General features: G+C 72.4%; 19 protein-coding genes. 5 read left to right on the top strand and 14 right to left on the bottom strand.

Going from position 1 to position 21,165, the window contains the following annotated elements; genetic code table 11:
- Nucleotides 1-22 precede the first annotated feature (22 nt).
- Nucleotides 23-751 (top strand): ABC transporter permease, encoded by a 729-nt coding sequence (locus PV419_RS15370; protein WP_319688920.1) that lies wholly within the window; start codon nt 23-25, stop codon nt 749-751.
- 42 nt (nt 752-793) lie between these two features.
- On the opposite strand, the gene PV419_RS15375 is transcribed toward PV419_RS15370, so the two are convergent.
- Both PV419_RS15375 and PV419_RS15380 read right to left on the bottom strand, forming a co-directional pair.
- On the bottom strand, nt 794-1,036 hold the full coding sequence (locus tag PV419_RS15375; protein ID WP_319688922.1) for a hypothetical protein: 243 nt from the start codon (nt 1,034-1,036) through the stop codon (nt 794-796).
- Between the two features lie 107 nt (nt 1,037-1,143).
- Nucleotides 1,144-2,694 carry an MFS transporter gene (locus PV419_RS15380; RefSeq protein WP_319688924.1) on the bottom strand — a complete coding sequence of 517 codons (1,551 nt, stop codon included), beginning with the start codon at nt 2,692-2,694 and terminating at the stop codon, nt 1,144-1,146.
- A 136-nt stretch (nt 2,695-2,830) separates the two neighbouring features.
- Here PV419_RS15380 and PV419_RS15385 point away from each other — a divergent pair, with 136 nt between their 5' ends.
- On the top strand, nt 2,831-3,829 hold the full coding sequence (locus PV419_RS15385) for an Lrp/AsnC family transcriptional regulator (RefSeq protein WP_319688926.1): 999 nt from the start codon (nt 2,831-2,833) through the stop codon (nt 3,827-3,829).
- A 214-nt stretch (nt 3,830-4,043) separates the two neighbouring features.
- A complete protein-coding gene (locus PV419_RS15390; protein WP_089507339.1) occupies nt 4,044-4,493 on the top strand; it encodes a phospholipase in 450 nt (149 codons plus the stop codon).
- Here the strand turns inward: PV419_RS15390 and PV419_RS15395 are convergent.
- From PV419_RS15395 to PV419_RS15435, 9 genes are all read right to left on the bottom strand, one after another.
- Nucleotides 4,477-5,304: a Cof-type HAD-IIB family hydrolase gene (locus PV419_RS15395; protein ID WP_319688930.1), complete on the bottom strand. Its 828-nt coding sequence runs from the start codon at nt 5,302-5,304 to the stop codon at nt 4,477-4,479. The genes PV419_RS15390 and PV419_RS15395 overlap by 17 nt on opposite strands.
- Nucleotides 5,301-6,578, bottom strand: a complete 1,278-nt coding sequence (serS, locus tag PV419_RS15400) for a serine--tRNA ligase (protein ID WP_319688931.1) — start codon at nt 6,576-6,578, stop codon at nt 5,301-5,303. The genes PV419_RS15395 and serS overlap by 4 nt, the downstream gene beginning before the upstream one ends.
- Before the next feature lie 468 nt (nt 6,579-7,046).
- Nucleotides 7,047-7,982 (bottom strand): prephenate dehydratase, encoded by a 936-nt coding sequence (gene pheA, locus PV419_RS15405; RefSeq protein WP_319688933.1) that lies wholly within the window; start codon nt 7,980-7,982, stop codon nt 7,047-7,049.
- Between the two features lie 68 nt (nt 7,983-8,050).
- Nucleotides 8,051-9,313, bottom strand: coding sequence for an iron uptake transporter deferrochelatase/peroxidase subunit (gene efeB, locus PV419_RS15410; protein WP_319688935.1), 1,263 nt, complete (start codon nt 9,311-9,313; stop codon nt 8,051-8,053).
- Nucleotides 9,310-11,235, bottom strand: a complete 1,926-nt coding sequence (locus PV419_RS15415) for a copper resistance CopC/CopD family protein (RefSeq protein ID WP_319688937.1) — start codon at nt 11,233-11,235, stop codon at nt 9,310-9,312. Before PV419_RS15415 ends, efeB begins: the two co-directional genes overlap by 4 nt.
- Before the next feature lie 6 nt (nt 11,236-11,241).
- Nucleotides 11,242-11,724 (bottom strand): copper chaperone PCu(A)C, encoded by a 483-nt coding sequence (locus PV419_RS15420; protein ID WP_319688939.1) that lies wholly within the window; start codon nt 11,722-11,724, stop codon nt 11,242-11,244.
- Nucleotides 11,724-12,380, bottom strand: coding sequence for an SCO family protein (locus tag PV419_RS15425; RefSeq protein ID WP_319688941.1), 657 nt, complete (start codon nt 12,378-12,380; stop codon nt 11,724-11,726). Before PV419_RS15425 ends, PV419_RS15420 begins: the two co-directional genes overlap by 1 nt.
- Nucleotides 12,381-12,484: 104 nt before the next feature.
- A complete protein-coding gene (locus PV419_RS15430) occupies nt 12,485-13,243 on the bottom strand; it encodes a YcnI family protein (RefSeq protein WP_319688943.1) in 759 nt (252 codons plus the stop codon).
- 101 nt (nt 13,244-13,344) lie between these two features.
- A complete protein-coding gene (locus PV419_RS15435) occupies nt 13,345-14,157 on the bottom strand; it encodes a hypothetical protein (RefSeq protein WP_319688946.1) in 813 nt (270 codons plus the stop codon).
- A gap of 201 nt (nt 14,158-14,358) precedes the next feature.
- Between PV419_RS15435 and PV419_RS15440 the strand changes: the two genes are divergently transcribed.
- Nucleotides 14,359-14,847 (top strand): ATP-binding protein, encoded by a 489-nt coding sequence (locus PV419_RS15440; protein WP_319688948.1) that lies wholly within the window; start codon nt 14,359-14,361, stop codon nt 14,845-14,847.
- On the opposite strand, the gene PV419_RS15445 is transcribed toward PV419_RS15440, so the two are convergent.
- The 3 genes from PV419_RS15445 to PV419_RS15455 all read right to left on the bottom strand — a co-directional run bounded on the left by PV419_RS15445 (nt 14,813) and on the right by PV419_RS15455 (nt 19,881).
- The gene (locus PV419_RS15445) at nt 14,813-16,471 is read right to left on the bottom strand and encodes a PLP-dependent aminotransferase family protein (protein WP_319688949.1); all 1,659 of its coding nucleotides are present in this window, start codon (nt 16,469-16,471) and stop codon (nt 14,813-14,815) included. The genes PV419_RS15440 and PV419_RS15445 overlap by 35 nt on opposite strands.
- A 93-nt stretch (nt 16,472-16,564) precedes the next feature.
- Nucleotides 16,565-18,061: an aminopeptidase P family protein gene (locus PV419_RS15450; RefSeq protein ID WP_319688950.1), complete on the bottom strand. Its 1,497-nt coding sequence runs from the start codon at nt 18,059-18,061 to the stop codon at nt 16,565-16,567.
- Nucleotides 18,062-18,405: 344 nt separating this feature from the next.
- A complete protein-coding gene (locus tag PV419_RS15455) occupies nt 18,406-19,881 on the bottom strand; it encodes a PP2C family protein-serine/threonine phosphatase (protein ID WP_319688951.1) in 1,476 nt (491 codons plus the stop codon).
- A gap of 573 nt (nt 19,882-20,454) precedes the next feature.
- On the opposite strand from PV419_RS15455, the gene PV419_RS15460 reads away from it, so the two are divergent.
- Nucleotides 20,455-21,129, top strand: a complete 675-nt coding sequence (locus PV419_RS15460; protein WP_319688952.1) for a bifunctional DNA primase/polymerase — start codon at nt 20,455-20,457, stop codon at nt 21,127-21,129.
- The last annotated feature ends 36 nt before the right edge of the window (nt 21,130-21,165 follow it).

Below are 21,165 nucleotides of genomic sequence, written 5' to 3' on the forward strand. Positions count from 1 at the left end.
GGCCGGAAGGAGCCTCGAAGCGATGTCCTCCCTTTACCATCCCACCGTTGCCCGGCTCACCTACCGGGCTCTGCTCGGCCGCCGCCGCGCGCTGATCCTCTTCACCCTGCCCGGGCTGCTGCTGGTCATCGCGGTGGCCGTACGGGCGCTGTCCGGTGCCGACGACCAGACCGCCGACGCCGTCCTCGGCGGCTTCGCGCTCGCCACGATGGTCCCGCTGATCGGGGTGATCGCCGGTACGGGCGCGATCGGCCCGGAGATCGACGACGGCTCGGTCGTCTATCTGCTGGCCAAGCCCGTCAAGCGGCCGACGATCATCTTCACCAAGTTCCTCGTCGCGACCGGCGTCACGGTCGTCTTCTCGGCGCTGCCCACCCTGCTGGCGGGCTACGTCCTCAACGGGAACGGCCAGCAGCTGGCGGTCGCCTACGCGCTCGCCGCCACCGTCGCCTCGATCACCTACAGCGCGATGTTCCTGCTGCTGGGCACCATCACCCGGCACGCGGTGATCGTGGGTCTGGTCTACGCCCTTGTGTGGGAGTCCCTGTTCGGCAGCCTGGTGGGCGGGGCCCGTGAGCTCAGCGTCCAGCAGTGGTCGCTCGCGCTCGCCCAGAAGGTCGCCGACAGCGGAGCGGTCTCCTCGGAGGTCGGCCTGCCCGCCGCTGTGGTGCTGCTGCTGGGTGTGACGGTGGCCGCGACCTGGTACGCGGGCCGGAAGCTGCGCACCTTGACCCTCGCGGGCGAGGAGTGACCTGACAGGCCCACCGCCTCACGGCCTGGGAGCGTTACGGCTTCACGGACGCCAGCGGGCCGGGGCGGTCGTGAAGCGGCCGCCGGTCTCGGCGGTGGCCGCCGCACTCGGCGCGGCCACCGCCATCGCCTCGTGTCGGGGGGCCGAGTTGGCCTGGTCCAGGGCCGAGGCCACCGTGGCGGACGAGCCGAGCATCACGGTCGCCGCCACACAGGCCACCGTCCACGGTGCCCGCAGCTTCCGCGCCCACCCCGACGTACGCTTCACAACCACCGTGCCGCTCATGCCGTCCTCCGATCCTCCGATCCTCGTCGGTGCCGATGAGGCGATCCTGACGGGCGGAGTTGTCGACCGGCCCTGCGTCAGCTACGGACGAGCTGTGAACCGGGGGCTCAGGTGCGGGCCGGTTCGGCCGGGGGCGCGCTCTTCGCGGGGGCGCCGGACCGCACCGCCGCGCCCGGACCGCCCCGGACGACGGCCAGCACCAGCAGGCCCGCCGCCAGCGCGGTGATCCCGGATATCACGCAGATGCGGTCGAGCCCCGCCGCGAAGGACTCGCGCACCAGCTGCTCGGCCGCCGTCGTACGTCCCGCCGGGGCGGCGGCGATCACCGCGTCGGCGTGGCCGCCGCTGATCGCCTCGGCCGCCTGCCCGGCGGCGCGCGCCGGGACGGCCCCGCTGTCCTCGACGACGTCCCGCACCCGCGCCGCGAACACCGTGCCCAGGACCGCGATCCCGAGGGCGAAGCCCAGTTGCCGGAAGGTGTTCACGGCGCCGCTGGCCATTCCGGCCCGCTCCGGCGGAGCCGCGCCGAGTGCCGCCGACACCAGGACGGGCATGGCCAGACCGATGCCGAGCCCGCTCAGCATCAGCCCGGGGACGAAGGCCGTCCAGTCCGCGTCGGGCGTCAGCCGCACGGCGGTGACCAGCGCCCCCGCGCCCACCAGCAGCAGCCCGCCGCCGAGCGCGCGCCCCGGGGCGACCCGCTCCAGTACCCGTCCGCCCGCCGCTCCCACGACCAGCGCCACCCCCGCCATCGGGGTCACCGCGAGCCCGGCCTGCACCGGGCTGAGCCCGAGCACCGACTGCAGCCACATCCCCACGTAGGTGAGGTACGGGAAGGCCGCCGCCTGCAGCAGCAGGGCCGCCGCCATCAGCACCACGAAGGTCGGGCGGCGCATCAGCGCCAGATCCAGCAGCGGCCGCCGCAACCCGCGCTCCACCAGGACGAAGACGGCCAGCGCGAGGGCGGAGACCACCAGCGACGCGATCGTGCCGCCCTCGGACCAGCCTTCCTCGCCGCCCCGCATCAGCCCGTACGTCAGCGCGCCGGCGCACAGCGTGAAGAGGGCGGCGCCCGGCCAGTCGATCCGTGCACCGGCCGCGCCGCGCGACTCTTCGACCGTACGGACCGTGATCCACACCGCCACCGCCGTCAGCGGCAGGTTGACCAGGAAGATCGCCCGCCAGTCGGCGTACTCGGTGAGCAGCCCGCCCAGGATCGGGCCGACCGCCGCGGCCGCCCCGCTGGTGCCGCCCCATACGCCGAAGGCGACACCGCGGTCGCGTCCGCTGTAGGTGGCCATCAGCAGCGGGGTGTTGGTGGCGAACATCGCCGCCGCCCCGACGCCCTGCACCGCGCGGGCGGCGATCAGCACCCCGCTGTCCGGAGCCAGTCCGCAGGCCAGCGAGGACAGCGCGAAGACGGTGAGCCCCAGCAGATACAGCCGCCGCCGGCCGAAGACGTCGGCCGCCGATCCGGCGGCCATGAGCAGGGCGGCGAGCGCCAGCGCGTAGATGTCCATCACCCACTGCAGGGAGGTGAAGGAGGCGTCCAGGCCCTGCGCCACCTCCGGCAGCGCCGTGTTCACGATCGTGACGTCGATCAAGAGCATGAAATTGCCCAGGGTGATGGCCGCGAGCGGCCACCATTTGCTCCGCATGACTACTCCGAGTTCCACAGAGAATGGGGTCGGCCCGACGCCGTACCCCCGTGACCCCAAAGTCCGTCAGCCGCCCGCATGCCCTCCAGCCGGCGCCGCGTCTGTGGCGCTATCCGACAACGGCTAGCCTTCTGCGGTGAATTCCGACGTGTTCGACGAGCTGGACCGACAGCTGGTCGAAGCCCTCCAGCTCGACGGCCGGGCCCCGTTCAGCCGGATCGCCGAGGTGCTCGGCGTCTCCGACCAGACCGTGGCGCGCCGCTACACCCGGCTGCGCACGGCCGGAGCCATCCGGGTGCTGGGGCTCACCGACCGGGCCGCGCTCGGCGAAGTGGTGTGGCTGCTGCGGGTGCAGTGCGCCCCGGACGCGGCCGTGGCGGTGGCCGAGGCGCTGGCCCGCCGCCCTGACACCTCTTGGGTGAGCCTGATGTCCGGCGGCACCGAGATTGTCGCCGTCACCCGCGCGGCGTCCGGCGAGGACAGCGACGCGCTGCTGCTGCGCAAGCTGCCGAGCACCCCGCGGGTGGTGGGCGTGGTCGCGCACTGTGTGCTCCATGAGTACTTCGGCGGACCGCAGGGGCTGATCAGCAAGTCGGGCATGCTGACGCCCCGGCAGATCGAGCGGCTGGCCGTCCCCGTACGTCCTTCGGGCGGCCGCGCCCGGCTGGACGACGGCGACCGGCAGCTGCTGGCCGTGCTGGCGCGCGACGGGCGCGCGGGTCTTGCCGAGCTGGCGGCGGCCACGGGCTGGTCGCAGTCGACGGTACGCCGTCGGCTGGCGGAGCTGCGGGCCGACGGCGTCCTGTACTTCGATGTCGACTACCAGCCCCGGAGGTTCGGCCATGGCTCCACGACCGTGCTGTGGCTGTCGGTGCTGCCGGCCGACCTCGCCGCCGCCGGGCAGGCGGTGGCGGAGCACCCGGAGGCGGCCTTCGTCTGCGCGACCACGGGCCGGCACAACTTGCTCGCGGTCGTGGTGTGCCGGGACGTCCAAGCCCTGTATCAGTACCTGACCACGCGGGTCGCGGCGCTGCCCGGTGTGCTGTCCATGGAGACCTCCCCGATGATCCGCCAGGTCAAGGGGCCGGGGCCGCTGCCGTCCTCACCGCGCGGCCCGGCGCGGCGCGTTTCCTGACCGGGGCGCTGAAACCTGGGTCACCAGGGTTACTTGGAGGAAGATCCCAACTCCTGTCCGCTGAACTCTGTTCAAGCAGACGACTCAATAAATCTTGACGATTGTCAGGGACCTGTCGAACCCTTGGCGTGCACCAGCGCAACTCCTCGTACTCGTTCCATCTCCCCTTCCTTACGGGCTTGTTGAAGTCCCGTCAGAGACATCGGAGGAACCGATGCGTCGCCTTGCCACGAGCCTTGCCGCCACCGCGGTCGCCGCGGCTGCCACCGTGGCCCTCTCCGGGCCCGCCCACGCCGCCCCCGCGGACAAGCCGCAGGTGCTCTCCAGCTGGACCCAGACGAGCGCCAGCAGCTACAACGCCTGGCTCGCGGCCCGCAACAACCAGGGCGCCTGGTCCGCGTACCAGTTCGACTGGTCGACCGACTACTGCAGCAAGTCCCCCGACAACCCCTTCGGCTTCCCGTACAAGACCGCCTGCGCCCGGCATGACTTCGGCTACCGCAACTACAAGGCCATGGGCACCTTCAGCGCGAACAAGGCCCGCATCGACAGCGCCTTCTACGAAGACCTCAAGCGGGTGTGCAACGGCTACAGCGGGGCGTCGAAGACCGCCTGCAACAGCACCGCCTGGACGTACTACCAGGCGGTCAAGGCCCTGGGCTGAACAGCCGCTCCAGGACGAGGGCGATACCGTCCTCCTCGTTGGACGCGGTGACCTCGTCGGCGACGGCCTTGAGCTCCTCGTGGGCGTCCGCCATCGCCACGCCGTGGGCCGCCCAGCGGAGCATCGCTATGTCATTGGGCATATCGCCGAAGGCGATGGTGTCCTCGGCGGTGAGCCCGAGGCGGCGGGCGGCCAGCGACAGGCCCGTCGCCTTGGTCAGCCCCAGCGGCAACAGCTCCACCAGGCCCTCGCCCGCCACGGTCACCCCCACCAGGCCGCCCGCGGCCGTACGCGCCGCCTCGGCCAGCTCGTCGTCGCTCAGCCGCGCGTGCTGGATATAGAGCTTGCTGACGGGGGCGGACCACAGGTCGGCCCGGTCCTCCAGCGACCGGGCCGCCCGCTCCGCCGGGTGCACCCGATAGCCGGCCCCGAAGAGCACCTTGCCGTCGAGCCCGTCGCGGGCCACGGCCAGGAACAGCGGGCCGATCTCCGCCTCGATCTTCTCCAGCGCCAGAGCGCCCAGCTGCCGGTCCAGCGTCACGGAGGTCAGCAGCCGGTGCTCGCCCGCGTGGTAGACCTGCGCGCCCTGCCCGCACACCGCGAGCCCCTGGTAGTCGAGGTCGTCGAGGATGCCCCGGGCCACCGGCACCGTCCGCCCGGTGACCACGATATGCGCCGCGCCCGCCGCGGTGGCCGCGGCGAGCGCCGCCCTGGTGCGCGCGGAGACCGTGTGGTCGCCGCGCAGCAGGGTGCCGTCGAGGTCGGTGGCGATGAGCGAAAAGGGCAGGGGCACCGAGGGGGTGTCGCTCATCGGGCGACCGGCTCCAGGACCTCACGCCCGCCCAGATACGGACGCAAGGCCTCGGGCACCCGCACCGAGCCGTCGGCCTGCTGGTGGTTCTCCAGGAGGGCGACGATGGTGCGCGTGACCGCGCACAGCGTGCCGTTCAGCGTCGCCAGGGGGCGCACCCGCTTGCCCTCGCGCATCCGGATCGACAGCCGACGCGACTGGAACTCGGTCGTGTTGGAGGTCGAGGTCAGCTCGCGGTACTTGCCCTGCGTCGGGATCCACGCCTCGCAGTCGAACTTCCGCGTCGCCGAGGCGCCCAGGTCGCCGGAGGCCAGGTCGATCACCCGGAACGGCAGCTCGAGCGAGGTCAGCCACTGCTTCTCCCACTCCAGCAGCCGCTGGTGCTCGGCCTCCGCCTCCTCCGGCGTCGTGTAGACGAACATCTCGACCTTGTCGAACTGGTGCACCCGGAAGATGCCACGGGTGTCCTTGCCGTACGAGCCGGCCTCGCGGCGGAAGCAGGAGGAGAACCCGGCGTAGCGGCGCGGCAGCTGGGACGCGTCCAGGATCTCGTCCATGTGGTACGCGGCCAGCGGCACCTCGGAGGTGCCGACCAGGAAGAGGTCGTCCTTGTCGAGGTGGTAGACGTCTTCCGCGGCCTGGCCGAGGAAGCCGGTGCCCTCCATGGCCTTGGGCTTGACCAGGGCGGGGGTGAGGACGGGAGTGAAGCCCGCCGCGGTGGCCTGCGCGATCGCGGCGTTGACCAGCGCGAACTCGAGCAGCGCGCCGACGCCCGTCAGGTAGTAGAAGCGCGAGCCGGACACCTTGGCGCCGCGCTCGGTGTCGATGGCGCCGAGCAGCTCGCCGAGCTCCAGGTGGTCCTTGGGGGTGATGCCCTCGGCCGCGAAGTCGCGCGGGGTGCCGACCGTCTCCAGGACGACGAAGTCGTCCTCGCCGCCGACGGGCACGTCCGGGTGGACCAGATTGCCGAGCTGGAGCAGCAGCCGCTGGGTCTCCTCCGCGGCCTGATCCTGCTCGGCGTCGGCGGCCTTCACCGCGGCGGACAGCTCGCCCGCCTTCTTCAGCAGCTCCGCCTTCTCCTCGCCGGAGGCCTTGGGGATGAGCTTGCCGAGCGCCTTCTGCTCGGCGCGCAGCTCGTCGAAGCGGACGCTGGACGACCTGCGCCGCTCGTCGGCGGAGAGCAGGGCGTCGACGACGGCGACGTCCTCTCCACGGGCGCGCTGGGAGGCGCGCACACGGTCGGGGTCCTCACGGAGCAGGCGAAGGTCAATCACCCCACCAGGTTACCGGTGTGCACCCGTGTGCCTCGCCGATAAAAGGGCGCGCGTTCCCTGAAGGGATGGCGGAGCAAAGGGGCAAAGGGGCGTAGAGGTGGGGATGGGCGACTGGCTTTCCTTGTGCGAACGGGAAGTTGGCCTCGCGTTGTCCACAGGCGGGGGTGGATCCGGCCCGAGTTATCCACAGGCTGTGTGTGAGTTCTGTGGATGTCGGGCTGATCATCTGGTACGCGAAGTGCTCGGCGAGGAATTCCCCACCCAAACCTCGTTCACACACTCTTTCGGGTGGGATTTGCTCACACCGGAGCGTCGGCCACGAGAAAAGTGCTGACGCGAGCGATAGATGTGATGGTACGTGGGTTGAGGCGAGCTGGGTGATATGTCGATTACGCCGGGTTGGCGTGTCGACTTGTCCCCAGCCGCGCCCCATGCCTGTGGATAACTCTGTCAGGCCCGGCTGTCCCGTCAGGCCCGGCCGTCCTGGCAGCGGGCCAGCCACTCCTCCGCCGCCGCGAAGTCCTCGTCCGAGGTCCCGTGCCGCAGCGGGGACATCTCCGACGGCTCGAACCCCGCCCGCGGGTAGGAGCCCAGGAACCGCACACCCGGGCAGATCCGCTTCAGCCCCATCAGGGCAGAGGCGACCCGCCGGTCCGTGATATGCCCCTCGAGGTCCACCGAGAAGAAGTAGCGGCCGATGCCCTGACCCGTCGGGCGAGACTCGATGCGCACCAGGTTGACCCCGCGCGCCGCGAACTCCTGCAGCAGTTCCAGCAGCGCACCCGGGTGGTCGTCGCCGAGCCAGATCGCCACGGACGTCTTGTCCGCGCCGGTGCGGGCCGCGGGCCGCGCCGGGCGGCCGACCAGCACAAAGCGGGTCGTCGCGTTCTCCGCGTCGTGGATGCCGCTCACCAGGGGAGTGAGCCCGTACGTCGCCGCCGCGAACTCACCGGCGAACGCCGCGTCGTAGCGCCCCTCCTGTACCAGCCGGGCCCCGTCCGCGTTCGAGGCGGCCGACTCCCATACGGCGTTCGGCAGATTCGCCGTCAGCCACTTCCTGACCTGCGGCTGGGACACCGGATGGCCGGTCACCGTCTTCACGTCGGTGAGCTCGGTGCCCGGCCGCACCAGCAGCGCGAAGGCGATCGGCAGCAGCACCTCGCGGTAGATCATCAGCGGTGCGCCGGTGGCGAGCTCGTCGAGCGTGACGGTCACGCCGCCCTCCACCGAGTTCTCGATCGGGACCAGCGCGGCCGCCGCCGCCCCCGACCGCACGGCGTCCAGCGTCGTCGGCACCGAGACCATGGGGGTCAGCTCGCGCGTGGCGGCCTCGGGCAGCGATCGCAGCGCGGCCTCCGTGAAGGTGCCTTCGGGACCGAGGTAGGTATAAACACTGGCCGACATCACGCTGACTCCCTGGAACAGACGAGAACCGCCACGATACCCAGCGTCCGACTCCTGACGCCCGCGGTTCACGCTTCCAAGAGTGCCTGACCGACGTACTCCCCCGGGGCACAGCCGCCCGGCACCGCGAAGAGCGCGCTCGTCTCGTGCCGCAGGAAACGCGACAGCCCGTCCCCCCGGTCCAGCTTCCGCTGCACCGGAACGAAGCCCTTCATCGGGTCGGCCTGCCAGGCGACGAACAGCAGCCCGGCGTCCGGCGCGCCGTCCTCGCGGAAGCCGTCGTGGTACGAGAAGGGGCGGCGCAGCATCGCCGCGCCCTGGTTGGAGGCGGGCGCGGCGACCCGTACATGCGCGTCGCCCGCGATGGCCAGCGACCCGTCCGCGTTCACCTTGGCCAGCTCGACCGGTGTGGTCTCGGTGCCGCCGGACAGCGGGGCGCCGTCCGACTTGCGGCGGCCTATCACCCGCTCCTGCCGCTCCAGGGAGAGGTGGTCCCAGGAGTCCAGGAGCATCCGGATCCGCCGCACCACCGCGTACGAGCCGTCCGCCATCCAGGCCGGCTGCCCCTTCGCCGGGACGAAGATCCGCTGGTCGAAGTCGTCGTCGGTGGGCTTGGGGTTGTTGGTGCCGTCGATCTGCCCCATGAGATTGCGGGCGGTCATGGGGCGGGAGGTCGCGCCGGGCGTCCGGTTGAAGCCGTTCATCTGCCAGCGCACCCGGGCCACCTCCCGGGCCTCGCGCTGCAGCGCGCGCAGCGCGTGAAAGGCGACCAGCCCGTCGTCCGCGCCGATCTGCAGCCACAGGTCGCCGTTGCTGCGCTTCAGGTCCAGCACATCCGCCGAGAAGTCGGGCAGCGGGGCCAGCGCCTCGGGCAGCCGGTCCTTCAGCCCCACCTTGCCGAAGAAGGTGCGGCCGAAGCCGAAGGTGACGGTCAGCGACGCCGGGCCCGCGTCCAGCGCGATCCCCGTGTCGTCGGCCGGCGCCTTGCCCGCGGTCAGCTCCTCGGCCGTCTTCGACCAGCGGCGCAGCAGCGCGGCGACCGCCTTGCGGTCCGCGCCGGGCACCAGGTCGAGGGCGACGAGGTGGCCGCGCGCCTGGAGGGGGGTGGTGATGCCCGCCTGGCGCGCGCCGTGGAAGGGCACGGTGGTCGAGCCGACGGAGCTGAGCGGGTCGGGGTCGCCGCGCACCGTCTCGGTGGCGTACGCGCCGGCCGCGCCGCCCGCGACGAGCCCGGCCGCGCCGACGGCGCCGGCCGTGCCCAGCAGGCGGCGCCGGGAGATGGGGGACGGTGATTCCGGCTGGGTGTGCTGGGTGTTCGGGGTCTTGCTCATTGGCCGATCTTCAGGGTCCTGGTCTCCGTCACCTGGTCGATGTCGGAGGTCCGTACGGTCAGGGCGAGCCGCCAGGTGCCGCCCATGGGCAGCTGGAAGCTCTTCGCGCTCCAGTGGCCGATGGCGACGTGCTCCAGCGGCACGGACAGGGGGCCGATGTTCTTCCTCGGGAGCGTCAGGGTCACCTTTGCCTCCGGCGCGTCCACGGGCCGGTCGGCCAGGTCGAAGGTGAAGACATGGATCAGGTTGTCGCCGGGGAGGGCCGGGTCCAGCATGAAGATCGCCTTGCCGCGGCCGCTCTTGGGCCCGGTGTTGTACGGGATCTCGATGCTGATCGGGTCGACGGCGGGGCTGGTGCTCACGGCCGCGCCGCCGGCCTTCGCGCTCGCGACGGCGCTCGCGGCCCGGCCGGGCTGGGTCGTGCTGAGCACGGTGGCGACGGCGAGCAGCACGACGGCCACGACCGTCTCGGCCAGCACGGAGCGGTACAGCGAGCCGCGCGCGAGGTCGCCGTAGCGCGCGCGCAGGGTGGCGGCCTTGGCGACCGCGGCCTTCTGGCGGGCGAGCTGGGCGGTGCGCACGGGGTCGGCGGCCGTCTCGCCCTTGCCCTCTTCGCCCTTTTCCTCGTCGGCGATCTTCTCGCTGTTCGTCTCGTCGGCCGTCTCCTCAGGTCCGTCCACGAGGCGGCCCGTCCAGCGGCGCGAGAAGGAGGCGATGGCCAGGAGCACCGCCACAAGGCCGACCTTGATCAGCAGCCAGCGCCCGTATTCGGTGTCGGTCAGCGCGTCCCAGGAGCCGACCTGCCGCCACGACTGGTAGACGCCGGTCAGGACGAGAACGACGACCGAGACGAAGGCCAGCCGCGAGAAGCGGCGCACGGCCGCCCGCCCGATCGGCTCCCCCGCGCGCAGCGTGGCCACGAGCGCCCCCAGGCCGCCCAGCCACACCCCCACGGCGAGCAGGTGGACCACGTCGACCGGCATCGCGACCGTGGCCTGGATGCCGACCGAGGCGTGCTCGGCCATCGCCCAGGTCGCGGCGATGCCCACGGAGAGGACGGTGCCGCCGAAGGCGAGCCCGAAGGCCAGGTCCTGGCGTCGCCCCTGGTCCTCGTCCGCGGCGCGGCGCGCGTACGAGCCGAAGAGAACGGCCAGGAAGAGCGCCGCCGCGCCGAGCAGCAGCAGCCGCGACAACAGCGCCGCGCCCGGCTTGGTGGACAGCACATCGCCCAGGCCGCCGAGGTCGAAGACCCTGCCGATGCCGTCGCCGTTCGCGTACGGGCCGCGCAGCAGCAACAGCAGCAGGGTCGCGGAGAAGAGCGTCACCCAGCCGCCGACGGCGAGCTTCTGGACCGGCCGCGAGGAGCGGCACACCCCGGCGAAGACGCAGCCGCCGACGAGCGCGGCGAAGCCGCCGTAGGCGGCGTACCGCCCGATGTCGTACAGCGTCTCGACCGTGCCGTCGGCGCCCGCGTCCGAGGGGACCTTCGCCGTCGTCTTGGACGGCGCCCCGATGGAGAAGGTGAACGCCCCGGCCACCGGGTGGCTGTCCTCCGAGACCACCTTCCACGCCACCGTGTACGTGCCGTCGGGCAGCCCGGAGTGCAGCGAGACGGCGGCGGTCGACGACTTGCCGCCCACATGGGCGGGGCTGCCGGTGTCCACCCGGTTGCTCTTCGGGTCGAGGACGCGCACCGAGTCGCGGGACAGCAGCACCCCCTCCGAGAAGGTGAGCCGCACCTGCGCGGGCGCGGTCTTGACCACCGCGCCGTCGGCCGGGTCGGTCGCCGTGAGCGCGGCGTGCGCGGCCGCGGGGGACGCGCCGAAGCTCAGCGCGCACAGCAGCGCGGCCAGCAGGGCACCGCAGACCGACAGCAGCCGCCTGGTCGTCAACCTGGTCAGGGAGGGGGTGAGCGAGGTCATCGGGCGTCAGTCCTTGGGGCGGTACGTCGTCGGCTCGACCGGGACCTTGATCTCGATGGGGTCGGAGGAGGCGAAATGCAGCGTGAAACTGACCCTGTCACCGACCTTCGGCTTGTGGGTCAGATTTGTCAGCATCAGATGATCTCCGCCGGTGGCCAGCTTGAGCTCGCCGTCCGCCGGGACCTTCAGCGATCGCACCTGCTTCATCTGGGTGCCGGTGGTGGTGTGCATGGTGACCTTGGCGGCCAGCGGGGTGGTGACGGAGGTCAGCTCGTCGTCGGCGCCGCCCTTGTTGATCACCGTCACGTAGCCCGCGGCCATGTCGGGCGTCGGCGGCTGGGGTACGTATGCGCCGCTGGCGGACAGCTTCGGGCGGTCGCCGCCGCCGTCCTGGCCGCCACAGGCGGCGAGGACGGCGGACAGGCCGAGGACCAGCGCGGCGGCGGCCGTCCGCCGCGCGCCGGTCGCCGTCCCGCTCCCCGTCCGCATCACGGGTTCTGCCCCTTGATGATCTTGGGAAGGTCCTTGACGTACTGGTCGGCCGTGGTCTCCGTGGTGTAGAGCCAGTGGTTCTTGTCGTCCTTGGGGGAGAAGGCGATCACCTCGGCGCCGTGGTTGACGGTGATGCTGCCGTCCTTCTCCTTCTTCGGCTTCTCGACGAGGATGCCCAGCGGCCGCGCGGCGGCCTGGATGGTGTCGAAGTCGCCGGTCAGGGCCACGAAGTCCTGACCGCCCTGGCCGTCCAGCCAGGAGCGCATCCGCTTGGGGGTGTCCCGCCCGGGGTCGGTGGTGACGAAGACGACCTGGAGCTTGTCGCGCTCGGCCTTGGGGAGCTTCTTCTCCGCGATGCCGATGTTGCTCATGACCAGGGAGCAGACGTCCGGGCAGTAGGTGTAGCCGAAGTAGATCAGGGTGGGCTTGCCCTTGGTCTCCTTCAGCAGGTCGTACTTCTTGCCGTCGGTGTCGGTCAGGACCAGATCGGGCTTGGCCTTGGGCTGGTCGAGGACGATCGCCTGACCGGGCTTGGTGCCGCCGGAGACATCGGCGGCCTTCTCTGTTCTGTCGCCGTCGCCGGAGCTGCCGCAGGCGGTGAGGGTGAGCGCGGCGGCGGTGGCAAGGGCCGCGCCCAGGGATTTGGTGCGCATGGAGTCGTTCTCCGAAGAAGACAAAAGATGGTTCGGTGGTGCGGGGGTGGCGGGCACACGGGCCCACCACCCCTCAGGGCCCTCTTTTTCAGGGGCGGGCGGGCTCAGACGTTGCGGCGGCGGCCGGCGAGTACGCCGAAGGCGACGCCGACGGCGCCGACGACGATGCCCGCGATGCCCAGCACACGGGCGGTGGTGTCGCTGCTGTCGCCGCTGGAGGCGGACGCGGTCTTCTCGGTCTTCTCGGCCTTCGCGTTCTCGGCGCCGCTGCCCGTGTCGCCCGAGGTGCCGGAGCCGTGCTCGTCGGAGCCCTCGGCCGGCTTGACGAGCTTGAGCACCGGCGCCGGGTTCTCGGGCTCCGGCTGCCCCTCCTTGGGCGTCTCGATCCAGCGCACGACCTCCTTGTCGTCGTACGTCTGGAGAGCCTTGAAGACCAGTTGGTCGGCGTCGTGGGGCAGTTCGCCGACCGAGAGCGGGAACTGCTGGAAGGTGCCCGGCTCGATCTTGCCGCCGCTCCAGGTGACCTTGGTGACCGCCTCGGTGATCTTCTCGCCGTGGGCCTCGACCGGCTTGGCGAGCTTGGTCTTGGTGAGCTTCACGTCCCAGCCGGGCACCGGCTGCGCCATCACCGAGGCCAGCGGGTGGTCGGCGGGCAGGGTTACCTCGAGCTTGATGGTCGAGGCGTCGTCCTTCTCGTTGGGCACCTTGAAGGCGATGGTGCTGTAGCTGCCCTGGTCGGCCTGGCCCGGCTGCACGCTGACGTGCGCGAAGGCGGGGGTGGCCGCGAGCATTACCAGGGCTCCCGCTGCGAGGCCGCCCATCATCGGAAGACGGCGAAGACGGCGAAGACGCATGGCGTTCATGACAAGACACTCCGTGGACAGGAATGAATCAGGGTGGGTGTGTGGCGCGCGTGCGGCGACAGCACGAACGCCCCCGGCCCCGCCGGAGTGCGCCGCGTCGGTCAAGCCGCGAGGGTGAAGCGTGGCGGGCCCCGCCTGATCACACTGTGCTGGAGTTCGAAGGTCTTGGCGCCGGCGCCGGCGCCGTCATCGTCTTGCCCGGGCGTGCGCGGCCGGCGCACGGAAGCACCGTGCGGCTCGTGCTGACCGGCGCGCAGCGCGTGTACCAGCCGCAGCGCGGCGCGCAGCGCCCGTACGAGCGCGGCCTCCGCGACCCCGCGCGCCCCGTCCGCCGACAGCCGCACCGCCCGCCACACGGCCACCTCGCCGCGCCGCAGCAGCCAGCCGATGGCGAGGGCGGCGAGCAGATGCCCCAGCACCATCGGCAGCGATGGCAGCAGGGTCGCCGGGTGCGCGGCCTCGGGGGTCGGCCCGGACGGCGCCAGGTGCGCCGCGGCGGGGTCGAGTCCGGCGTGGCTGACGATCCGGTGTGCCGTGGCGGCGTCCAGCCGGACGGGGCCCGAGCCGCACAGCAGCCTTCCGGCCAGGGCGGTCACCCCGTCCTCGGAGCCGCCGGTCCTCGGGGCCATGGGTGTCTGGGGGGTGGTGCGCTGCCCGAACGCGAAGAGCGCGTGCAGCGCGAGCTGGCCGAGGCCCAGGACCGCCGTGATGCCCGGCAGCGACCGCTCCCGCCCGGCCAGCGGCGCCACCACGGCGAACAGCGCCGCGCAGCCCACGCCCACCGTCCACAGCGGCACGGTCGTGCAGGAGGCGAGCATGTGCCCGCCCGCGGACAGCACGACGCAGACCGCGGTGAAGACCGCGGCCCGCAGTATCCGCAGATCGGCTCCGGCGCGGCCGTGGGGGGCAGACATGGCCGCGCCATCATCCCACTGGGCCCGGATTTCCCCTACAGCGGGTGGGGCGTACCGCCGCACACCCGGACAGCCCCATACACCGCTATGCGGAACTCGCGCTTCCGCCGAATGAGCGGAGTCACGCCAATCACACGCTTACGGACCATGGACCCAGGCAATACGTAACGGTATGTCGAGCCGTGGCCGGGAGGCTGGAGTATGAGCATTTGGTGGTCACTCCATCTACCGCGTGAGGCGGCGAGCGTTCCGCTCGCTCGGCGCCTGCTCCTCGGCACCATGGAGACAGCCGGGGTGGATCCCGAAATTTCTTACGACTTGTCGGTCGCCCTCTCCGAGGCCTGTGCCAACGCGGTCGAGCACGGCGGTGGCGCGGACGGCGCGGGCGGGGACTACAGAGTCACGGCCTTCATCGAGGGCGACACCTGCCGTATCGAGGTCACCGACTCCGGTCCCGGCTTCCCCCGCCGCCCCTCCCGCCCTGACCGGGGCGACTGGGCCAAGACCCCCCAGGCCCGCCCCACCGCCAGACAACCGGCCCCCGCCCAGGCAGAGCATGGGCGAGGGCTCTTTTTGATCGAGGCGCTGACCGACCGGGTCCGCTACCGCGACCGCCCGGGGCGCGGCGGTGTGGTGGTCAGCTTCGACAAGATCCTCAAGTGGCGCGAGGACACCCTGACGGGGGTGTGACAGCCGCGTCCACCACCCCGGTAGCGGGGGCGGTTGTGGCGCTTGTCGTGGCTGTGCTCAGGGTCGTGGCCGTCGTCGTGGTCGTGGTTGCCGTGGAGCTGCCGGGGTCGGGCGGGAGCCCGCGGCACAGCGTGTCCAGCGCGTCCGTGAAGGAATGGTCGGGCGGGGTGGCGTAGCCCACGACCAGGCCGTCGCGGGGCGGACCCACGGCGTCCGGGTGGCGATAGCCGGCCAGGCCCTCAAGGGCGAGGCCCTGCCAGGCGGCGGCCCGCACGGCGGACCGCTCGGTGCCCGGCGGCAGCTCCAGCACCGCGTGCAGCCCGGCCGCCACGCCGCTGACGCGGACGTGGGGGGCGCGCTCGGCGAGGGTGGCGACCAACTGGTCGCGGCGGCGGCGGTAGCGCTGGCGCATACGGCGGATGTGCCGGTCGTACCCGCCCGATTCGATGAAGTCGGCGAGGGTCAGCTGGTCGAGCGCGCTCACCCACGCCTCCCGCTCCCCCTTGGCGGCCAGGACCTCGTCCACGAGGGGGTCGGGCAGCACCATCCAGCCCAGCCGCAGGGCCGGGGACAGGCTCTTGCTGACCGATCCGACGTACAGGACGTGGCCGGGGTCCAGGCCCTGGACGGCGCCCACGGGCTTGCGGTCGTAGCGGAACTCGCCGTCGTAGTCGTCCTCCAGGACCAGCCCGCCATGGGCCCTGGCCCAGTCGACGGCGGCCGCCCGGCGCCGCGGGTGCAGCGGCCCGCCGGTGGGGAACTGGTGGGCAGGGGTCAGCAGCACGGCCCGTAGGCCCTGGTGCGAGGCCAGCTCCTCGGTGCGGGCGCCGTCCGCGTCCAGGGGCAGCGGCACGGTACGGATCCCGGCGGCGGCGAGCAGCGAACGGTGGAAGCCGAGGCCGTACGCCTCCACGGCCGCCGTGCCGCGCAGCGCCGCCGTCCCGGCCAGCAGCCGCAGCGCGTGGGCATATCCGGAGCAGACGACGATCCGGTCGGCGTCGGTGCGCACACCGCGGGCGCGGGCCAGGTAGTCGGCCAGCGCCCGGCGCAGCTCGGGGCGCCCGTGCGGGTCTCCGGGGCCGAAGGCCTCGTTGGGCGCGGCGGTCAGGGCACGGCGGGCGGAGGCCAGCCACGCGGCGCGGGGAAAGGAAGCGGCGTCGGGCTGGCCCTGCAGCAGATTGTGGACGGGCTCGGGAGGACGCACGGGCGCGCTCCGGGCACGCCGTACGGGCACGCCTCCGGCCGGGGCGGCGGCGGGCGGCGCGCCGAAACCCACGGCCGGTCGGCCCCGCCCCCGGGCGCCGCCCTCTTTTTGCCGCCCGGTTCGCCTGGGCGGGGGCGGCGCGGCGCGGGGCGCGACCCGGGTGCCGGAGCCCTGGCGGGCGGTCAGCCAGCCCTCGGCGACCAGCTCGGCGTAGGCGTCGGCGACGGTGTTCCGGGCCAGGCCGAGGTCGGCGGCGAGGGAGCGGTAGGGCGGCAGCCGGGTGCCGGGGGCGAGCCGACCGCTCCTGATGGCGTCGCGCAGCGCCCCCATCAGGGCCGCCCGGCGGCTGCCCGCCCTGGCCAGCTCCAGGTGGAGGTCACTGCCGAGGCCCGCTGCCGAATTGACCTTCGTTTCCGCCATGGAACCGGACGATACCGCTGGTCACCAGCCCTGCCTCGCCTCCGGGGCGCGGTCCGGCCGCATCCCCGCTCCGGAGGCGAACCAGACCGAGTCCTACAGGAGAGCGGCCATCCAGGCCTCGACGTCATCCGCGGTGCGCGGCAGGGCGGCCGAAAGGTTTCGGTTGCCGTCCTCCGTGACCAGGATGTCGTCCTCGATGCGGACGCCGATGCCCCGGTACTCCTCGGGCACGGTCAGGTCGTCGGCCTGGAAGTACAGGCCGGGCTCGACCGTGAGGCACATGCCGGACTCCAGGGTGCCCTCCGCGTACGCCTCCCGGCGGGCCGCGGCGCAGTCGTGGACGTCCATGCCGAGCATGTGGCCGGTGCCGTGCAGCGTCCAGCGGCGCTGCAGGCCCAGCTCCAGGACGCGCTCGACCGGGCCCTCGACCAGGCCCCACTCGACCAGCTTCGCGGCGAGGACCCGCTGGGCGGCATCGTGGAAGTCGAGGTACTTCGCGCCCGGCTTGACCGCGGCGATGCCCGCCTCCTGCGCCTCGTACACCGCGTCGTAGATCTTGCGCTGCAGCGGGGTGAAGCGGCCGTTGACGGGCATCGTGCGGGTCACATCGGCGGTGTAGAGGGTGGGGGTCTCCACGCCCGCGTCCAGGAGGAGCAGCTCCCCGGAGCGGACCGGGCCGTCGTTGCGCACCCAGTGGAGCGTGGTGGCGTGGGGGCCCGCGGCGCAGATGGAGGCGTAGCCGACGTAGTTGCCCTCGACACGGGCGCGCAGGAAGAACGTGCCCTCGATATAGCGCTCGGAGGTGGCCTCGGCCTTGTCGAGGACCTTGACCACGTCCTCGAAGCCGCGCACGGTCGAGTCGACGGCCGCCTGCAGCTGGCCGATCTCGAACTCGTCCTTGACCAGGCGCTGCTCGCTGAGGAACGCCCGCAGCTCCGCGTCGCGCTCGCCGGTGACCTTGTCGGTCAGCGCCGCCTCGAGACCGGCGTCGTGGCCGCGCACGATGCGCACCGGGCCGGTCGCGGCCCGCAGCTCGTCGGCGAGCTCGCGCACGTCCTTGGCCGGCAGGCCCAGCAGCTGCTCGGCCTCGGCGAGGCTGTGGCGGCGGCCGACCCACAGCTCGCCCTGGCCGTCCAGCCAGAACTCGCCGTTCTCACGGTTGGAGCGGGGCAGCAGATACACGGTCGCGGTGTGGCCCTCTGCGCCGTTCGGCTCCAAAACCAGCACGCCGTCGTGGGTCTGGTCGCCGGTCAGGTACGCGTACTCCGTGGCGGCGCGGAACCCGTACTCGGTGTCGTTGGAGCGGGTGCGCAGATTACCCGCGGGAATGACCAGGCGCTCCCCGGGGAATCGCGCGGAGAGCGCGGCGCGGCGGCGGGCGGTGTGTGGCGCCTGCTCGATCGGCTCCAGGCCGCGCAGCTCGGTGTCGTCCCAGCCGGACTTCATGTTTTCGGCGAGCTCGTCGGAAACGCCTGCGTAAAGGCTGTTCTTCCGCTGCTTGATGGGCTGCTCCCCGGCCTCTGGGGTCTCCAGGGCCTCGGAAGTGGGCTCCTCGGTCACGTCATCCTCCTCGAGCTGGACCGTGTCCATGGTAGGTGGGGGGTTGCGGACTGCTCGTCGGCGAGCGTGCGAGGGCGGTTTGACTCGATCGTGTGATGGTTGGCTTACGGGCTCGCGGCGTCCTGGGCCGTTCGGGCTACGGTGGTCCTGCGATTCGGGACGCCGGGTACGGCGTCAGCGTGCGGGGCCCCCACTCCACCGGAGTGATGGTTCGGGGCCTCCCCGTCGCCTCTGGCCGTACCCCTCTGGCCAGGTCGTGAGGGAACTGGCCTCTCGGGACCGGACCACGGACAGGATTGGTATGACAGCCGGGATGTGTACCGGCGATCGCGGGCTATGGCCGGTTTCAGGTGGTTGGTGGCGGGCCGGTGTGGTCAGTCGAAGTGGGCGACGAGCAGGACGACGTCCTCCATGCTGTCGTCCGTGCTCGCGCCCTGGCCGGCCTCGCCTCCGGGCAGGACCGTGCGCAGCAGATGGTCCGCGAAGCCGTCCGGATCGCTCCGTACGGCCCTGGGGGCGCTCGCGGCGGCCGAGCGCAGCCGCGCGAAGGCCCGATGCATGGGCTCTCCCGTGCGGTGGAGCAGCCCGTCGCTGTAGAAGAGGAGCGTTTCTCCCCGGCCCGGCTCGAGTTCCACGCTGGGCGCTTCCCAGCAGGAGAGCATGCCGAGCGGCGCGGACAGGGCGGTCTCCACGAACTCGGTGCGCCGCTCGCCGGTGATCAGCGGCGGGCAGTGGCCGGCCCCGGCCAGCACCAGCCTGCGCGGCAGGGGCTCGTAGTAGGCGAAGAGCGCGGTCGCGGAGCGGGCGGGCTCGGTCAGCCGCAGCAGCAGTTCGAGGTCGGAGAGCACGGCCACCGGATCCTCGCCCTCCATCACGGCGTACGCGCGCAGGGACGCCCGCAGCCGCCCCATCGCGGCGACCGCGCTGGGGCCGGATCCGGTCACTCCGCCGACGGAGAGGCCGAGCGCGCCGTCGGGCAGCGGCAGCGCGTCGTACCAGTCGCCGCCCCCGCCGGGAGCGGCTCGGTGGCGTACGGCGAGGCGGACTCCGGGGATCCGGGGCAGCCGCGTGGGCAGCAGCTCCTCCTGGACGGTCGCGACGGTGGCGCGGGCGCGGGTGAGCTCGACCAGCCGGGCGAGGTGCGCGGCGGCATAGCGGCAGTACAGGCCCACGAGGTGGCGCTGGCGCTCCACGGGCTCGGCCGGTTCCTCGTACAGCCACGCCGCCGCGCCGAGCCGCCCCGGGGGTCCCATGGCCCCACCGGGGCCGCCCCCGGTGCCTTCGGTGCCGGTGCCGGTACCCGCGCCTGGGTCGGCGAGCGGGTCCAGCGCCACGGCGTAGCTCGCGGAGTAGCCGAGGCGGGCGGCGACTTCGCGGTGGCGCGGGTCGAGTTCGGCCTCGCCCGGGATGTCGGGGTGGGCGACGCCGGGCCGCGGCTCGCCGTCCGGCTCGGGCAGCCCGTCCAGGAGGTGGCCGGCGGACGCGGAGCCGCGCGGGATCGTCTCGATATGGCCGAGGTCGGCGCGCCCCAGGCCGAGGCCGACGGTGGTGACCGGGCCCAGCCCGTCGGCCGGTTCCAGCGCGACCAGCCCGCGCCGGGCGCCGACGAGCGAGGCTCCGGCGCGCAGGAGTTCGTGCAGCGCGTCGTCCAGCGTGCCCGTAAGGGCGAGTCGCTCGGTGAGTTCGTGGAGGGTGGTCAGGTCCGAGACCCACCCGGCCAGATGGTCCTGGACCGCGGGATCGGGGGCGGGGTTGGGGGTGGGGGGCGGCGTGACGGGGTCCGAAGTGTGGGTGGGAGCGGGGAGGGAAGGATCGATTCCGGCCACTTTCGGCGGGTGGGGCGAGCTCATGGCCCACTGCCTTCGCACGCGGCCTCCGGCTTGCTCAACAGCATCGCAAACCCCCTGTCGTGCTGCGCCGCTACTGTGCCGCTACTGTCTCCAGATGTACACGCACCCGAGAGGCGATGTCCAGCATTGCCCCGGTCGTCTTGTTGGTGTCTGTGCGGAATTTGAACTTGGCCGAAAAGAGGTCGTTACGTTGCCTATTTAGGGTCGACTGGCGTCAGTCGACAGCGCGTCGTCTCCGCCGCGGCGGGTACACATTCGGAGAAGGGCAGGGGCAGTTGGACCGCCCCGGAACCCCGTGGCCGGTTCAGGCGTCATAGACGGCAACGGCCGGCGCCCATCCCCGAGTGGCGAGGGAACGCACCACTGAAGACGGCAAGCGCCATGCGCGCGCCACCCCTCGCCACGTTCCACGCTCGGTCTGCGGCGTGATGCGCTGCCTTGTACGCGCAGTGACTTGTGATCCACGTGGTGTGACGGGCCGAACAACTCCGGACAGTGCCACGTAGTGCCATGTGAAGTGCCATGTAGTGCGACGGAACAGCCCTCGGCGTTAACGGAAAGGAACGAGCGCTCATGCGCGAGATCCTCGGAAGGCGACGCAAGTTCTCGCTGCGGCGCGGTGCGCGATCGCCGCTGCTCCGTGCGGCGCTCACCTGCGCCACCGAGTGGCAGTGGCCCGTACTCCCCGGCGTGGGCCTGACGCCCGGCGGTGGACGGCCGCGCCAGTGCGGATGCCCCCAGCCGGACTGCGCGGTGCCCGGCGGCCACCCCTTCGACCCGGTCCTCCTCGCGGCGACCACCGACCCGCGCATGGTGCGCTGGTGGTGGACGAACCGCCCGACCGCACCCGTGCTCCTCGCCACCGGAGGGCGCGGCCCGTGCGCGGTGAGCCTGCCCGCGGTCGCCGGGATGCGGGCGCTGGACGCCTTCGAGCGGTCCGGCGTGCGGCTCGGCCCCGTGGTCGCCACCCCCACCCGCTGGGCGCTGCTGGTGGCCCCGTACTCCCTCGAAGAGCTCGGCGATCTGCTGTACCGCCAGGACTGGGTGCCCAGCTCGCTGCGGTTCCACGGCGAGGGCGGCTATCTGGTGCTGCCCCCCTCACAGATCGGCGCGGGCGGGGTGCGCTGGGAGCGGGCTCCGCTGCGCCGTGGGGGGCGGCCGTGGCTGCCCCAGGTCGACACGGTGGTGGAGGCGCTGGTCGAGGCGAGCACCAGCGCGCCCGACGGCGGCAGCCGACTCGCCTACTGACGCCTCCTGGCGCGCTTACCGACCCCGCCCCGTCTG

It is taken from the genome of Streptomyces sp. ME19-01-6 (assembly GCF_033793745.1).
In the GTDB taxonomy this organism is placed as follows: Bacteria; Actinomycetota; Actinomycetes; order Streptomycetales; family Streptomycetaceae; genus Streptomyces.

Coding starts and splice junctions, on each gene's coding strand:
- PV419_RS15435 (WP_319688946.1), bottom strand. CDS start 14,157: ATGTCTGCCCCCCACGGCCGCGCCGGAGCCGATCTGCGGATACTGCGG.
- PV419_RS15370 (WP_319688920.1), top strand. CDS start 23: ATGTCCTCCCTTTACCATCCCACCGTTGCCCGGCTCACCTACCGGGCT.
- PV419_RS15445 (WP_319688949.1), bottom strand. CDS start 16,471: ATGGCGGAAACGAAGGTCAATTCGGCAGCGGGCCTCGGCAGTGACCTC.
- pheA (WP_319688933.1), bottom strand. CDS start 7,982: ATGTCGGCCAGTGTTTATACCTACCTCGGTCCCGAAGGCACCTTCACG.
- PV419_RS15450 (WP_319688950.1), bottom strand. CDS start 18,061: ATGGACACGGTCCAGCTCGAGGAGGATGACGTGACCGAGGAGCCCACT.
- PV419_RS15375 (WP_319688922.1), bottom strand. CDS start 1,036: ATGAGCGGCACGGTGGTTGTGAAGCGTACGTCGGGGTGGGCGCGGAAG.
- PV419_RS15460 (WP_319688952.1), top strand. CDS start 20,455: ATGCGCGAGATCCTCGGAAGGCGACGCAAGTTCTCGCTGCGGCGCGGT.
- PV419_RS15455 (WP_319688951.1), bottom strand. CDS start 19,881: ATGAGCTCGCCCCACCCGCCGAAAGTGGCCGGAATCGATCCTTCCCTC.
- PV419_RS15430 (WP_319688943.1), bottom strand. CDS start 13,243: ATGAACGCCATGCGTCTTCGCCGTCTTCGCCGTCTTCCGATGATGGGC.
- PV419_RS15425 (WP_319688941.1), bottom strand. CDS start 12,380: ATGCGCACCAAATCCCTGGGCGCGGCCCTTGCCACCGCCGCCGCGCTC.
- PV419_RS15395 (WP_319688930.1), bottom strand. CDS start 5,304: ATGAGCGACACCCCCTCGGTGCCCCTGCCCTTTTCGCTCATCGCCACC.
- efeB (WP_319688935.1), bottom strand. CDS start 9,313: ATGAGCAAGACCCCGAACACCCAGCACACCCAGCCGGAATCACCGTCC.
- PV419_RS15440 (WP_319688948.1), top strand. CDS start 14,359: ATGAGCATTTGGTGGTCACTCCATCTACCGCGTGAGGCGGCGAGCGTT.
- PV419_RS15380 (WP_319688924.1), bottom strand. CDS start 2,694: ATGCGGAGCAAATGGTGGCCGCTCGCGGCCATCACCCTGGGCAATTTC.
- PV419_RS15415 (WP_319688937.1), bottom strand. CDS start 11,235: ATGACCTCGCTCACCCCCTCCCTGACCAGGTTGACGACCAGGCGGCTG.
- PV419_RS15420 (WP_319688939.1), bottom strand. CDS start 11,724: ATGCGGACGGGGAGCGGGACGGCGACCGGCGCGCGGCGGACGGCCGCC.
- PV419_RS15390 (WP_089507339.1), top strand. CDS start 4,044: ATGCGTCGCCTTGCCACGAGCCTTGCCGCCACCGCGGTCGCCGCGGCT.